This window comes from Streptomyces sp. B1866, from assembly GCF_031932565.1.
Taxonomy (GTDB): Bacteria; Actinomycetota; Actinomycetes; order Streptomycetales; family Streptomycetaceae; genus Streptomyces.
In genome coordinates, this window is sequence record NZ_JAVSCF010000169.1 from 1 (window position 1) to 14,171 (window position 14,171).

Consider the following 14,171-nt stretch of genomic DNA (forward strand, 5'->3'; position numbering starts at 1 on the left):
TGCCGCGGCCGGGCCGCCGGGACCCGCCGCCGCGGCCTCCTGGGCCGGGCCCGCGCGGCCGGGCCCGACGCCCGGTCCGTCCTCACCGGCGGGAGCGTACGCGCCGGGGGCGCCACCCGAGGCCAGGCGGCCCGGAGCCGGATACGGGCCGCCTGGGACGGGCGCCGCGACCGGCGTGCCGCCGCCGGGGGGCAGGGCCTGGCCCGCGCCGCGGGAGTCGTTCCCGCGGGCAGCCGGGACACCGCCGGGCACGGCCGGGACCGACCCGGGACCGGGCGCGCCAGGCACCTCGCCGCCTGACGGAGGCTGCGCGTCGCCGGACGCCGGACGCGGGCCGCCGAGGCCCGACGCCGTGGCCTCCCGGGCCGGGACGGGCCCGGGAGGCTCGTACTCCAGCAGCGGCCGGCGGACCTGGATCTCGCACTGGAAGCCCTCCGGTCCCACCGGCAGCAGCGCCCATCCGCCCGCGCGGCCCAGGCTGACGCGCAGCCAGTCGCCGTCCGGGCGGCGGACGGCCTGGGCGCGGCTGCGCAGCCCGTACGCGTCCTCGCGCAGCAGGGTGCTCAGCACCCGGCGCAGCAGCTCCCCTTCGGCGCCGTCCTCGTCGGCGCGGGTCACGGCGCGATCTCCCAGCGGTGGGCGGCCAGGAAGGCGGTCGCCGCCTGCTCCACGCGGCGCTGGTCGGTGCCGGTGGCGCGCAGGACGCCGAGGAAGTCGCGGTTGGTGCGGTGCAGCGGGCGCCGTTCGCCGATCTCGCGCAGGGGGCGGTAGTCCAGCCGCACTCCGCCGCTGGTGGTCACGCCGGCGGGCGGCGCGGCGACCAGGGTGCCCGCGCGGTCCGCCATGACGTACTCCAGGCGCGCGCGGCCGTCGGTGCGCGCGCCGAGGTCGGCGGGCAGCGGCTCGCCCAGGTGGGTGCGCAGGATGTGCTCGAACAGCGGGATGCCGAGCAGCTCGGCGAGGACGAGGTCGCACTGGTCCCCTATGGCGCGGTAGTTGACCTCGATCAGCCGGGCCCGGTCGCCCTGGGCGACGTACTCGGTGTGGCAGGCGCCGAAGCCGACGCCGAGCGCGTCCAGTTGCCGCAGCACCTGCCCGGTGTGCGGCTCGGGCGGCGCGGGCAGCAGGTCGAGGCGTTCCTCGGCGAAGTACGGGGGCGGGGACAGGTGGGTGCGGAAGGACGCCAGCGTGTGCAGGCGGTTCCCGTCGCCCAGGGTCTCCAGGGTCCGCAGCGGCCCGGCCAGGAACTCCTCGACGACCAGGGCGGCGTCCGGGCGGCGGGCGCGGATCTCCCGGCAGCGGGCGGCCAGCTCGCGCGCGTCGGCCGCCAGCACCACGTCCTCGCTCGCCACGCCCTCGCGCGGCTTGAGGACGCAGGGGTAGGGCACGCCGGTGAGGTGGTCCGGGTCCTGGCCGGGGGGCAGTTCGGCGCTCCAGACGGTGTCGGCGCCGGCGGCCGCGAGGGCGCGGCGCAGCTCGGCCTTGTTCTTGGCGCGCACGGCCGCCCGCCAGTCCTTGCCGGGCAGGCCCAGGTAGGCGGCGGCGAGGGCGGCCTGGACCTGGAGGTGGTCGCTGTTGGTGAAGACGGCGTCGGGCCGGTCGTGCGCGGCGCGGGCGATGACGTGCTGGGCGTCGCGGACGGCGCAGGGCTCGACGGTCAGCTCGGGCAGGGCCCCGCCGGCGGCGGCGTGGCGCGCGTAGGCGCGCTCGTGGGCGTCGGGCTGGTCGGTGAGCAGGGTGACGGCCAGGCCGAGCCGGGCGGCGGCGGGCAGGAAGCCGTCGGTGACCGAGTCGGTGGGGTTGAGGGCGAGGAGGTGGAGCCGCACCGGGTGCGCGCCTTTCGAGAGTCACAGGTCGGCGGGTCGGGGGCCGTCAGGCCGGGGCACGCGGCGCCGGGGCCGCGCGGACGCCCGGCGGGCGCGGCGGCCGATACGGCGCGGCCCTGGCGGCGGGTGGACGTCCGGAGCGCCAGGCCGGGTGCCGGACGTCCGCCGGCCGCCGGGCGACACGGGGGCGCGCGGGCCGGCTCGGTCGCGTGAGCCCTGGTGCCGGGCGCCGGATGGGCCCGGTGGCGCGCTGTCCGGGCTCCGACCCGCTCGCGGCGGCGCCCCGGGGCGTACGGGCGTGCGCCGGGTGCGCCGGGTGACCGTACGCGCTCCCGCGGGCCGTCGCGCTCCCGCGGGCCGTACGGGCCGTACGCGCGTACGGACGCGAGGGGCCCGGACGCGCAGCCGGCGGCGGTCCGCCGGGCACGGACCCCGGCCGGTGGCCCGCCCCGGGCCCCGGATCGCGGCCCGGCCGGTACCGGTGACCGGGCCGGTTCCGGGCGCCGTGGAGATCGTTTTCACGCACGGGCAGAGCTTAGGTTAGGCAAGCCTAATACTGTCAATTCGACGCGCACGGCAGCGGATCTTTCCCGCCAGACCGGCGGTCTGGCGGGGCTCCCTCGCCCGGCCTCAGCCCGGCAGGCCCAGGCGGCGGTGCCGGGCCCGCCGGGCCGCCAGCCGCTCGCCGGGGTCGCGCGCCCGGAGCGCGGCCAGCTCGGCGCCCAGGACGCCGCCGAGGCGGACGAGGAAGGCGTCCGGCGCCGCGCCGCCCACCGGGGCCCCCGCGTCTGCCGCGTCCTCCTCGACGACGCGGTCCACGATGCCGTGGGCGAGCAGGTCGGCCGACCGCACGCCCTGCCGGTCGGCCACCTCGTACGCCCGCTCGGTGGTCCGGTACAGGATCGCGGACGCGCCCTCGGGCGGCAGCGGCGACAGCCACGCGTGCCGGGCCGCGACCACCCGGTCGGCGGGCAGCAGCGCCAGCGCCGCGCCGCCCGCGCCCTGTCCCAGCAGCAGGCACAGCGTCGGGGCGGGGAGCGTCACCATGTCGGCCAGGCAGCGGGCGATCTCCCCGGCCAGGCCGCCCTCCTCGGCCTCCCGGTTCAGCGCCGCGCCCGCCGTGTCGACCACCGTCAGCAGCGGCAGTCCCAGCTCGGCGGCCATCCGCATGCCGCGCCGGGCCGTACGCAGCCCGGCCGGGCCGAGCGGCTGCCCCTCCCCCGGCCCGTCCGCCGCCGCCCCCGGGCCGCCGCCGGCCCGGTCGTGGCCGAGCACCACGCAGGGCGTGCCGCCGACGCGGGCCAGCGCGAGCAGCAGCCCGGGGTCGTGCTCGCCCGCGCCCGTGCCGCTGAGCGGGGTGACGTCGGCGGCGGCGGCGCGCAGCAGGGCCCGTACGCCGGGCCGCCCGGGACGGCGGGAGCGCCGGATGGACTCCTCGGCGGACGGACCGGTCGGCCCGGTCGGACCGGTCGGCCCGGTCGCAGCGGGGGCGAGCGGCCTGGCCGCGGCGGGCCCGTCGGCCGTACCCGGCTCGCCGCCGGTCCCCGCCTCGGGGAGACTCGGCCGCCCGTCGTCCGTACGCCCCGGTCCGGCGGCCACGCCGTACGCACCGGACCCCGCGCCGTCCGGCCCGCCCGCGCACAGCACCCGCAGCGCGCGGGCCGCGACCGCGCCCAGCCCCTCGGCGGGCAGCACGGCGTCCACCAGGCCGTGCGCCAGCAGGTTCTCCGCCACCTGCACGCCGGCCGGGAACGCCTCCCCGTACAGCGCCTCGTGCACGCGCGGCCCCAGAAACCCGATCAGCGCGCCGGGCTCGGCGGCGGTGACGTGCCCGAGCGAGCCCCAGGAGGCGAGCACCCCGCCCGTGGTGGGATGCCGCAGGTAGACCAGGTACGGCAGCCCCGCCGCCTTGTGCTCGGTGATGGCCGCCGCGACCTTGACCATCTGGAGGAAGGCGACCGTGCCCTCCTGCATGCGGGTGCCGCCCGACGCGGGCGCGGCCAGCAGCGGCAGTCGCTCGGCCGTGGCCCGCTCCACCGCCCGTACCAGCCGCTCCCCCGCCGCCACGCCGATCGACCCGGCCAGGAACCGGAACTCGCAGGCCACCAGCGCCACCCGCCGCCCGTCGACCAGGCCCTCGCCGGTGACCACCGACTCGTCCAGGCCGGTGCGCTCGCGGGCCCGCGCCAGGTCGGCGCGGTAGGCCGGGTCGTGATCCGCCGCCAGGTTCGGAAGCGACTCGTCCCAGCGGTGCCAGCTGCCCGGGTCGAGGACGGCCTCGATGAGGTCCAGGACGGGCGCGTGGGGCGTCGTGCCAGGCGTGGGTCCGGTCATGGGGGACACCCTGTCACGGCCGGTCCGTCCCAGGAGGCCGGTCAACCCCCGTTGCAGTGCGGGCAGCGCACCTTCTCGCGTCGCCCGTCGACGTAGACCCAGATCCACCCGTTGTCGCACTCGGTGCAGGCCACCGCCCCTCCCTCACCCTCCGCCCAACGCCTGGGCGACCGGCACTCCGGGGTCGTCCAGCCATACGTACTGCGCGTTCGGCGTGACCGTGACACCGAGCCGGTCCAGGCCGGGACTGCCGCGTTTCAGCCATTCCTCGCACACGCGTTCCGCTTCGTCCCACAGGTCGCGAGGCCCGCTCTGCGTCACCTGGTCGCCGCGCACCTCGGCGTGCGAGCCGCCCGCGCTGAGGAGCGTGGTTCCCTCGTCCGTGGTCCACGGCACGTCGCCGACGACGACGTCCAGCAGGATCTGCAACCCCGGCCGCGGATCGAGCAGGTGCGCGGTGTCGCCGGCCAGGGTGCGTACCCGAGGCGGCGTCGGCACGCGTGCGGCCCTCGGCGGGCGCTGGGAACGCAGCGGCGTGAACGAGCACGGATCGTGGAGGCGGCCCACGGCCGTGCCGTCGTCGCGCACGGTGAGACGCAGCAGCCGCATCGTCGGCTGGTACGGCAGGACGACGACGCCGCCCGGCCGGGTCTGCTCCACCCACGCGTACGGGATGTCGCGGACTCCGCAGGTCACATGCGTCCGGTCGAACGGGGCGGCCGCGGTGTCACCGGCCTGCCCGTCTCCGGTGACCACCCGGGGCGCCACTCCGGCCGCGCGCAGGTTGGCCTCGGCGGTGGCCGCGAGTCCGCCGTCGATCTCGACGGTCGTCACACGCTCCGGGTCTCCCGTCAGGTATGCCAGGAGCCCGGCCGTCCAACCGGTGCCCGTGCCGACCTCCAGCACACGGTCACCGGCCCGGGGCGCGAGGTGCCGCAGGAAGGCCGTGACGAGGAGCGGACTGGTGGCGGAGCACGTCGGGGCGAACGTGCGGGACGCGTTCGCCTCGGTCAGCTCGGTGCGGCCGTCGTCGAGCTGCGTGTAGACCACCGTGTCCGAGCAGACCGCTTCCCACCAAGCGGTGGGGTCGGCCTGCCGGTCGATCCAGCGGCCACGGCCGGAGGCGGGCCTGGCCCACGCCCGGGCTGGGATGAAGTGGTGGCGCGGTACGCGGACCAGCGCGTCCGCGAGGTGCGGTGCGTGCGGTTCCATCGGGTGCCGTCTCCTTACCGCGTCTCATCCCGCCGGTCGGCCGCCCATCCTGGCTGGCGGCGCCGGGACGGGAAAGGGCGCGCTGTGGCAGGTGGGGGCGCCCACATCACCGGGCACCGCTGTGTCCCCGGCCGGGCCTCCGACCGGCCCGGCGCCTCGCAGCGGCGGCGCGCCTGCGTCAACCGTGCCGCAGGTCTTCAGCCCCGTGCCCGCCCGGACTCGGGGAGCTTCCGCTCGGACCGGCCGCGAAATCTCTACACCGGTGAAGAGTTCGCAGGCCGACCCCAAGTGCCGACTTCGGGCGACGACTTCAGCGGCCCGCCGTCCGCCCCTAGCATGACCGGGAGACACGCCACACGCATACGCGCCTACGCATGGTGAGGAGCCCGGCTTGGCACGACGGAAGCACTACCGCAGCCGCCGCGCGTTCCTGGGCGCCCTCGCCGCCGAATTGCGGGACGAGGGGTGGAGCTGGGGCGCCATCGCGGCCCGCATCCAGCGTGAGGAGCACGTGGGCGCCCTGGCTGCCATGCGGCTCGCCCGGGGATGGACCCAGCAGGCGGCCGCCGACGTCTGGAACGAGCTGTTCCCCGACAGCGAGCACCCGATGACGATGAAGAAGCTGTCGTTCTGGGAGACCTGGCCGCACTCCGGCCGACAGCCGAGCCTGACCGTGCTGGGCCGCCTCGCCGATGTCTACGAGTGCGACATCAAGGACCTCGTCGACAGCAAGCAGCCATCGAGCTGGGCCCATGGCCTGAAAATCCCCATCACCCCGGTGTGGCTGAAACAGCCTGCCCCCGCCGATCCGACCGCAGCGCGTACACTCGAACGACAGGCTGCGGAAGACGCGGAGGTGGTCGAAACGAAGCGCCGCGATGCGGTGAAGCTCACCGGGCTGGCTGTGGCCGCCCCGGCGTGCACCGCCCAGATCCTGGATCAGGCCGCCGCCGACGCGACGGAGTTCAGCGAACAGGCCCAGGCCAGTGCGCTGGGCTCCGGCACTCTGGAGCACTTGGACCGCGTCGTCTCCGAGTTCGGCCGCGTCACCGCCCAGAAGCCCCCGCGCGAGGTCTTCGAGGCCGCGTTCGACTACCGCCGCAAGGTCGCCTTACTCCTGGCCGCCCGGCACACCCACCGCGAGGGCCGGGAGCTTGTCGCCTACGCCGCGCGGCTCTCGGAACTGCTCGCCTGGCTCGCGAACGACCTCGGCGACACCCGCGCCGGGCTAGCGTTCGCCAACGACGCGCTCGTCCACGGCCAGCAGGCCGGACACGGGGAGCAGATCGCGTACGCCATGGATGTCGCGACATCCCTGAACCTGTACGCGCAGCGGCCCGAGAAGGCCCTGGCCGCCGCCCGCAAAGGGCTCGCCGAAGCACCCGCCGACCGCCCCGTGACCGTGGTGCTGCACGCTCAGGCGGCCCGCGCGGCGGCGGCCTGCGGGGACGCCGATGGCTTCGCCGCTGCTCTGCGCGCCGCCGAGGAAGCCTACGACCGGCTGCCCGCCCGCCCGGCCCTTCGGTTCGGCAAGGATGTGCTGCCGCAGGCCGACTACACCCTCCACTCCTATCCGGCGACCTCCTGCGTATGGCTCGGCCAGGCGGAGCAGGCGCGCCGGTATGCCGAGCAGGCCCTCGCGATCATGGAGGCGGGGCCGGAATCCTCCAGCAGGGCCACCCGGCAGGCCATCGCCCGTATCGACCTCGCCCTCGCCGAGGCGCGGCTCGGCAACGCGGACGACGCCGTGGCCCTGGGCCACCAGGCCCTCGACTACCGCACGTCGCCCCGCGTGACCAGCCCCGTCCGCCGGCGGGCCGACGACCTCGTGACCTTCCTCCGCCGCCGGTACCCTCGTCAGACGGCCGTGGAAGGCCTGCGCGAACGCCTGGCCACCGCTCAGGAGACCGCTCGCGCCACCCGCGTGTAGGGCGTCGCCCGGGCGACGAACGCGGCCCGGTCCACGGCACGGTCCCCGTCCTCGCCACTCCGGGGAGGACGGGGCCGTGCCGCACAGCGCCACGCCGGGTCAGGGGCGCCGCGCCGGGTCGCGGCCGGGCAGCATCAGCAGCGTGTACAGGGCCGCCGCCGTGCCCAGGCCCACCGCCCACCCGTAGTCAGCCAGCGGCTTCAAAAAGGGCACTAGGCCGTCGGCCGGGAACGGGCCCTTGCCCGGCGCCGAGTACGAGCCGCCGACCGCCAGCACGCCGCCCACCGCGAAGGCGGCCACAGCCCGCCAGTTCCAGCCCGCCCGGTACCAGTACGGCCCGTCCGCCCGGTACAGGCCCGGCAGGTCCAGCACCGTGCGGCGCACCAGCCAGTAGTCGGCGATCAGCACGCCCGCGACCGTGCCGAGCAGGCCGCCGACCACGCCGAGCCAGGTGAAGATGTACAGCTCCGGCGTCGACAGCAGCTTCCACGGGAACATCAGCACGCCGACCACGCCGGTGATCAGCGCGCCGGTGCGGAAGGAGATCAGCCGCGGTGCCAGGTGCGACAGGTCGTACGCCGGGGAGACGACGTTGGCCGCGATGTTCACGCTGACCGTGGCGACGAGCACGGTGACGAGCGCGAAGAGCAGGCCGAAGACGTTGTCCGTACGGCCGGCGAGGGCGACCGGGTCCCACACCGGCTCGCCGTAGACCGCCTGCGAGCCGGAGGTGACCAGCACCGACAGCAGCGCGAAGGCCGTCATCGTGGTGGGCAGGCCCAGGCTCTGGCCCCACACCTGGGCCCGCTGGCCCCGTCCGAAACGGGTGAAGTCGGGGATGTTCAGCGCCAGGGTCGACCAGAAACCGATCATGCCCATGAGGGACGGGAAGAAGACCGGCCAGAAGTCGCCGCCCCAGCCGAGCCGGGAGGGCTGGTCGAGCAGCGGGCCGAAGCCGCCCGCCCTGACCGCGATCCACACCAGCAGGACGACGGCGCCGACCAGCACGAACGGCGCGGCCCAGTTCTCGAACCGGCGCAGCGTCTCCATCCCGCGCGCGATGATCGCCAGTTCCAGGGCCCAGAAGACGGCGAAGCACAGCCACAGTGTCCACGGGTAGCCGCCGATCTCGCCCGCCTTCTCCCAGCCGCCGCCGAAGACCTTGCCGAGCAGGACGTAGATGCCCTGCCCGCCGATCCAGGTCTGGATGCCGAACCAGGCGCAGGCCACGGCGGCGCGGACCAGCGCGGGCAGCCCGGCGCCGCGCAGCCCGAAGGAGGCGCGGGCCAGGACGGGGAAGGGTATGCCGTACTTCGGCCCGGCGTGGCCGGTGAGCAGCATCGGCAGCAGGACCAGGACGTTGGCGAGGCCGATGGTGAACACGGCCTGCTTCCAGTCCATGCCGAGCGCCACCAGGCCGGAGGCCAGCGTCCAGGACGGGATGTTGTGGGCCATGCCGATCCACAGGGCCGTGAAGTTGTACGTGGTCCAGCGGCGCTCGGCCAGCGGTACGGGCAGCAGGTCGGCGTTGGCGAAGCGGTCGTCGTCGGGGAGGGCGCCGGCGGGGAGTTCGACGCGGTCTCCGGGGGCGGTCGCGGGGGCGGTCGCGGTCATGACAGTCCTCGGGTGTCGGGCGGGCCCTGACGTCCGCGGGCGGGCGCGGCGCGGGCCCGGCGGGTCGGTCAGGGCGTCAGCGCGGGGATGACGTGCGCGCCGTACGCCTCGACGACCGCCTCCTTCGCGTCGTGCATCGCGTACACCGCGAACTGGTCGACGCCCAGCTCCCGCAGCCGCCGCAGCTTCGCCACGTGCGCTTCGGGCGGGCCCAGCAGGCAGAAGCGGTCCACGATCTCGTCGGGCACGAAGGCGGTGTCGGGGTTGCCCGCCCGGCCGTGGTGCCGGTAGTCGTAGCCCTCCCGCTCTTTGATGTACGCGGTCAGCGCCTCGGGCACCAGGCCGGAGCCCTCGCCGTAGCGGGCCACCAGGTCGGCGACGTGGTTGCCGACCATGCCGCCGAACCAGCGGCACTGCTCGCGCGCGTGGGCCAGGTCGTCGCCGACGTACGCGGGCGCGGCGACGCAGACGGTGACGGCGGCCGGGTCGCGGCCGGCCTCGGCCGCCGCCGCGCGCACGGCCTTGACCATCCACTCCGTCAGGAACGGGTCGGCGAGCTGGAGGATGAACCCGTCGGCCACCCGTCCGGCCAGGGCCAGCGCCTTCGGCCCGTACGCGGCCATCCACACCGGCAGCCTGCTGCCCTCCCTGACCCACGGCAGCCGCACGCGCGTGCCGTCGACCGTCGCCTCGCGGCCCTCGGCGAGGTCGCGGATGACGCCGACCGCCTCACCGAGCCGGGCGAGCGTGTTCGGCTTGCGGCCGGCGACGCGCATGGCGGAGTCGCCGCGGCCGATGCCGCACACCGTGCGGTCGCCGAACATCTCGTTGAGCGTGGCGAAGGTGGAGGCCGTGACCTCCCAGGTGCGGGTGCCGGGGTTGGTGACCATCGGACCGACCGTCAGCCGCCGCGTGCGCGCCAGGATCTGGCTGTGGATGACGAACGGCTCCTGCCACAGCACGGCCGAGTCGAAGGTCCAACCGTGGCTGAAACCGGCCTCCTCGGCGCGGCGCATCAGCTCCACCACGGCCGCAGCGGGCGGGTCGGTCTGGAGGACGAGTCCGAAGTCCATGGCGGGGCTCCCGGGGGTGTCGCGGGGTGTCGCGGGCTCAGGTGAGGTACTGGCAGGGGTCGCGCGGCAGGTAGCGGCCGTGTCCGGCGCGGCCGGTGTACCGCCGCTCGTCCAGGACCACCTCGCCGCGCGACAGCACGGTGCGCACCTGGCCGGTGACCTGTCTGCCCTCGTACGCCGAGTAGTCGACGTTCATGTGGTGGTCCGCCGCGGAGAGGGTCTGCCGGGCCGCGGGGTCGTAGACGACGATGTCGGCGTCCGAGCCGGGCGCGATGGTGCCCTTGCGCGGGTAGAGGCCGAACATGCGCGCCGGGGCGGCGCACGCCAGCTCGATCCAGCGGCGGCGGGAGATCCGCCCGTCCACCACGGCCTGGTGCAGCAGGTCCATGCGGTGCTCCACGCCCGGCAGCCCGTTGGGGATCTTCGAGAAGTCGCCGCGGCCCAGTTCCTTCTGCCCGGTGAAGCAGAACGGGCAGTGGTCGGTGGAGACCACCTGGAGGTCGTCGGTGCGCAGGGCCCGCCACAGGGCCGCCTGGTGCTCGCGCGGGCGCAGCGGCGTGGAGCACACGTACTTGGCGCCCTCGAAGTCCGGCTCGGCGAGGTTGTCGGCGGACAGGTACAGGTACTGCGGGCAGGTCTCGCCGAAGACGGGCAGGCCCAGGTCGCGGGCGCGCGCCAGCTCGGCCACGGCCTCCTGGGCCGACACGTGCACCACGTACAGCGGGCAGTCGGCCACGCGCGCGAGCTGGACGGCCCGGTGGGTGGCCTCGGACTCCAGCAGGGCGCGGCGCACCTCGCCGTGGTGGCGGGGGTCGGTGCGGCCCTCGGCGAGGGCCTGCTCGACCAGCACGTCGATGGCGATGCCGTTCTCGGCGTGCATCATGATCAGCCCGGCGTTGCCGGCGGCGCGCTGCATGGCGCGCAGGATCTGCCCGTCGTCGCTGTAGAACACGCCCGGGTAGGCCATGAACAGCTTGAAAGACGTGACGCCCTCGGACACCAGCAGGTCCATCTCCTTCAGGGTGCCCTCGTGCACGTCGGAGAGGATCATGTGGAAGGCGTAGTCGATCGCGCACCTGCCGTCCGCCTTGGCGTGCCAGGCGTCCAGGCCCTCGCGCAGGGTGCGCCCCCTGGTCTGCACGGCGAAGTCGACGATGGTGGTGGTGCCGCCCCAGGCGGCGGCGCGGGTGCCGGTCTCGAAGGTGTCCGAGGCGTACGTGCCGCCGAACGGCAGCTCCATGTGGGTGTGCCCGTCCACGCCGCCCGGGACGACGTAGCGGCCGGTGGCGTCAATGGTGCGCTCGGCGGTCCAGCCCGCGGCGTACGCGCTGCCGGGCGCGGCCAGGGCGGCCACCCGGCCGTCCTCGATGAGCACGTCGGCGGGCGTCTCGTCGGTGGCGGTGACGAGCAGGCCGCCGCGGATGGCGGTGCGGGGCGTACGGGGCATCAGGGGGCGCTCCTTCCGGGCGCGGGGGCGTCGGGCGGGCTCTCGCCGGGCGCGGGGGCAGCGGGCGGGCTCTCGCCGGGGGCGGGGGCGGCCCGGGGGGCGGTCGCCGCGCGCAGGGCCGCGGCCAGGATGTCCGCGCCCTCCTCGGCCTCGGCGGCGGTGAGGCTGAGCGGCGGGGCGACGCGCAGCACGCTGCTGTCGTGCCCGCCGCCCTTGCCGACGAGCAGGCCGCGCGCGCGGGCCTCCTCCAGGACGGCGGCGGCCGTCTCGGGCGACGGCCGGCCGGTTCCGGGCTCGGCCAGCTCGATGCCGACCATCAGCCCCCGGCCGCGCACCTCGCGGACGGCGGGCAGCCCGGCGCAGGCGGCGCGCAGCCGCTCGATCAGCGGCCCGCCGACCCGCCGGGCGTTGCCCTGGAGGTCGTGGTCGAGCAGGTGGGTGAGGTTGGCCAGGGCGGCGGCCATGGTGACCGGGCTGCCGCCGAAGGTGGAGATGGAGTTGACGGCGAGGCAGTTCATCACCTCGGCGCGGGCGACGACGCCGCCGACCGACATGCCGTTGCCGATGCCCTTGGCGAAGGTGAGCACGTCGGGCGGGCCGCCGGCCGCGTGGGCCTGCCAGCCCCAGAAGTGGTCGCCGGTCCGCCCCCAACCGGTCTGCACCTCGTCGCTGATCCACAGGATGCCGTGCCGGTCCAGCACCTCGCGGAACGCGGCGAACAGGCCGTCAGGCGGCGAGGTGAAGCCGCCCACGCCCTGCACCGGCTCGGCGATCAGCGCGGCCACCGTGCCGTGCGCCTGGCCGAGCACGTCGTGCAGGTCGGCCACGCACGCGTCGATGAACGCGGCGTCGGACAGGTGCGCGTACGGGCCGCGGGCGCGCACCCCGCCGTGCACGTACAGCGTCTGGAGCGGCGACAGGCTGGTGGGCGACCAGCCGCGGTTTCCGGTCACGGCCACGGTGGCGAAGGACCGGCCGTGGTAGCTGTTGCGCATCGCCAGCACCTGGTTGGAGCGGCGGTAGGTGGTGGCCAGCAGCAGCGCCGCGTCGTTGGCCTCGGTGCCGGAGGTGGTGAAGAACACGCGCGCGTCGGGGATGCCGGACAGCTCGGCGATCCGCTCGGCCAGCTCCACCATGGTCCGGTTCAGGTAGAGCGTGGAGCTGTGCAGGATGCGCCCGGCCTGCTCGGCGACGGCCTTGGCGACCTCGGGCAGGGCGTGGGCGGTCATGGTGGTGAGGATGCCGCCGAAGAAGTCGAGGTAGCGGTTGCCGTCGGCGTCCCACACGTGCCGGCCCTCGCCGTGGGTCAGCTCGATCGGCCGCTCGTAGTAGAGGGTGAGCCAGCCGGGGAGCACGGCCCGGTGCCGCGCGTGCAGACCGGCCGCGCCGCCTGGGCCGGCCGGTACGGCCGGGTCCCGGCTCACGGGCGCACCAGCCCCTGGTAGGCGTCCGGGCGGCGGTCCCGGTAGAAGGCCCACTGCCGGCGCACCTCGTCGATCAGCTCGAAGTCCAGGTCCCGGACGACCAGCTCCTCCTCCTTGTCGCTGGCCACGTCGCCGACGAACTGCCCGCGCGGGTCGACGAAGTAGCTGGTGCCGTAGAAGTCGTTGGTGCCGTAGGGCTCGGTGCCGACGCGGTTGATGGCGGCGACGAAGTACTCGTTGGCGACGGCGGCCGCGGGCTGTTCGAGCTGCCAGAGGTAGGCGGACAGGCCGCGGGAGGTGGCCGAGGGGTTGTAGACGAGCTGCGCGCCGGCCAGGCCCAGCTCACGCCAGCCCTCCGGGAAGTGCCGGTCGTAGCAGATGTACACGCCGACCTTGCCGACGGCCGTGTCGAAAACCGGCCATCCGAGGTTTCCGGGTTTGAAGTAGTACTTCTCCCAGAAGCCGGCGACCTGCGGGATGTGGTGCTTGCGGTACTTGCCCAGGACGGTGCCGTCGGCGTCGATCACGGCGGCGGTGTTGTAGTAGAAGCCGGAGCCCTCGGTCTCGAAGACGGGCACGACGATCACCATGCCCGTCTCCCGGGCCAGGTCCCGCATGCGCCGGACGGTCGGGCCGTCCGGGACCGGCTCGGCCCAGCGGTAGTGCTCGGGCTCCTGGACCTGGCAGAAGTACGGCGCGTTGAAGACCTCCTGAAAGCCGATCACCCGAGCGCCCTGTGCGGCCGCCTGCCGGGCGTACTCCTCGTGCTTCGCGATCATCGACTCGGTGTCGCCGGTCCAGGAGCACTGGACGAGTGCGGCACGTACGACCTTGGCCATGAACAGCTCCTTCACAGCGGCACGACGGGAACGCCCCGGGCGTCAGCCCCCGACTGGCCCGGCCCGCCCCCGTCTACGCACGTAGAATCCGCCTATGGGGGAAGAACGTAAGGCGCCTCCCCCACTGTGGCAATACCACCGCCGTTACTCAACGAAGACGATCACGTTTCGCGCGGGACGGGTGCCGGGCGGGGGTCTGGGCGCGGGTCCCGGTAGCCCGTCGGGTGGTACGGGCGGGCCCGGCGCACGGTCGGCGTGCGGGCTCCTCAGGCCTCTTCAGGACCCGTCGGACCGGGCGCGGCGGGGCTTCCGTCCCGCCTCGGCGCGGGTGGCGGCGGGCTGCGGGCTGCTGATGCGAGGGGGCGCGGCGGGGCTGTCCGGTCGGGCGCGGCGCGGTGGCGGCGGGCGGCGGGACGGGCGCGCGGCGGCAGGCGACCGGCCCGAGCGGGGACGGCGCCGACGCTGCCGGACC

The 14,171-nt window shown here is 75.4% G+C and carries 9 protein-coding genes and 1 pseudogene; 1 reads left to right on the forward strand and 9 read right to left on the reverse strand.

Features of this window, described 5'->3' with window-relative positions; all coding sequences use genetic code 11:
- The 4 genes and pseudogenes from RKE29_RS20520 to RKE29_RS20535 form a co-directional block, all read right to left on the reverse strand.
- Window positions 1-618: pseudogene (locus RKE29_RS20520) on the reverse strand (hypothetical protein); the annotation flags it as partial.
- Entirely contained in the window at window positions 615-1,826 is a 1,212-nt protein-coding gene (locus RKE29_RS20525) for an ATP-grasp domain-containing protein (protein WP_312006948.1), read from the reverse strand. The pseudogene RKE29_RS20520 and the gene RKE29_RS20525, both read right to left, overlap by 4 nt.
- A gap of 630 nt (window positions 1,827-2,456) precedes the next feature.
- Window positions 2,457-4,160 carry a carboxyl transferase domain-containing protein gene (locus tag RKE29_RS20530; RefSeq protein WP_312006949.1) on the reverse strand — a complete coding sequence of 568 codons (1,704 nt, stop codon included), beginning with the start codon at window positions 4,158-4,160 and terminating at the stop codon, window positions 2,457-2,459.
- Window positions 4,161-4,304: 144 nt separating this feature from the next.
- Window positions 4,305-5,372, reverse strand: a complete 1,068-nt coding sequence (locus RKE29_RS20535) for a methyltransferase domain-containing protein (protein ID WP_312006951.1) — start codon at window positions 5,370-5,372, stop codon at window positions 4,305-4,307.
- A gap of 391 nt (window positions 5,373-5,763) precedes the next feature.
- Here RKE29_RS20535 and RKE29_RS20540 point away from each other — a divergent pair, with 391 nt between their 5' ends.
- Window positions 5,764-7,302, forward strand: coding sequence for a hypothetical protein (locus RKE29_RS20540; RefSeq protein WP_312006953.1), 1,539 nt, complete (start codon window positions 5,764-5,766; stop codon window positions 7,300-7,302).
- 99 nt (window positions 7,303-7,401) lie between these two features.
- Here the strand turns inward: RKE29_RS20540 and RKE29_RS20545 are convergent, their stop codons facing one another.
- The 5 genes from RKE29_RS20545 to RKE29_RS20565 all read right to left on the reverse strand — a co-directional run bounded on the left by RKE29_RS20545 (window position 7,402) and on the right by RKE29_RS20565 (window position 13,699).
- Complete coding sequence (locus RKE29_RS20545) at window positions 7,402-8,916, reverse strand: NCS1 family nucleobase:cation symporter-1 (RefSeq protein WP_312006954.1); 1,515 nt, start codon at window positions 8,914-8,916, stop codon at window positions 7,402-7,404.
- Between the two features lie 68 nt (window positions 8,917-8,984).
- Window positions 8,985-9,989, reverse strand: coding sequence for a TIGR03842 family LLM class F420-dependent oxidoreductase (locus tag RKE29_RS20550; RefSeq protein ID WP_312006955.1), 1,005 nt, complete (start codon window positions 9,987-9,989; stop codon window positions 8,985-8,987).
- A gap of 37 nt (window positions 9,990-10,026) precedes the next feature.
- The gene (gene hydA / locus RKE29_RS20555) at window positions 10,027-11,436 is read right to left on the reverse strand and encodes a dihydropyrimidinase (RefSeq protein WP_312006956.1); all 1,410 of its coding nucleotides are present in this window, start codon (window positions 11,434-11,436) and stop codon (window positions 10,027-10,029) included.
- A complete protein-coding gene (locus RKE29_RS20560) occupies window positions 11,436-12,860 on the reverse strand; it encodes an aspartate aminotransferase family protein (protein WP_312006957.1) in 1,425 nt (474 codons plus the stop codon). The genes hydA and RKE29_RS20560 overlap by 1 nt, the downstream gene beginning before the upstream one ends.
- Window positions 12,857-13,699 carry a nitrilase-related carbon-nitrogen hydrolase gene (locus tag RKE29_RS20565; RefSeq protein WP_312006958.1) on the reverse strand — a complete coding sequence of 281 codons (843 nt, stop codon included), beginning with the start codon at window positions 13,697-13,699 and terminating at the stop codon, window positions 12,857-12,859. The genes RKE29_RS20560 and RKE29_RS20565 overlap by 4 nt, the downstream gene beginning before the upstream one ends.
- Window positions 13,700-14,171 lie beyond the last annotated feature (472 nt).

Excerpts from the sequence above, each read along its gene's own strand:
- hydA (WP_312006956.1), bottom strand. The coding sequence starts at position 11,436 with ATGCCCCGTACGCCCCGCACCGCCATCCGCGGCGGCCTGCTCGTCACC.
- RKE29_RS20530 (WP_312006949.1), bottom strand. The coding sequence starts at position 4,160 with ATGACCGGACCCACGCCTGGCACGACGCCCCACGCGCCCGTCCTGGAC.
- RKE29_RS20545 (WP_312006954.1), bottom strand. The coding sequence starts at position 8,916 with ATGACCGCGACCGCCCCCGCGACCGCCCCCGGAGACCGCGTCGAACTC.
- RKE29_RS20535 (WP_312006951.1), bottom strand. The coding sequence starts at position 5,372 with ATGGAACCGCACGCACCGCACCTCGCGGACGCGCTGGTCCGCGTACCG.
- RKE29_RS20550 (WP_312006955.1), bottom strand. The coding sequence starts at position 9,989 with ATGGACTTCGGACTCGTCCTCCAGACCGACCCGCCCGCTGCGGCCGTG.
- RKE29_RS20565 (WP_312006958.1), bottom strand. The coding sequence starts at position 13,699 with ATGGCCAAGGTCGTACGTGCCGCACTCGTCCAGTGCTCCTGGACCGGC.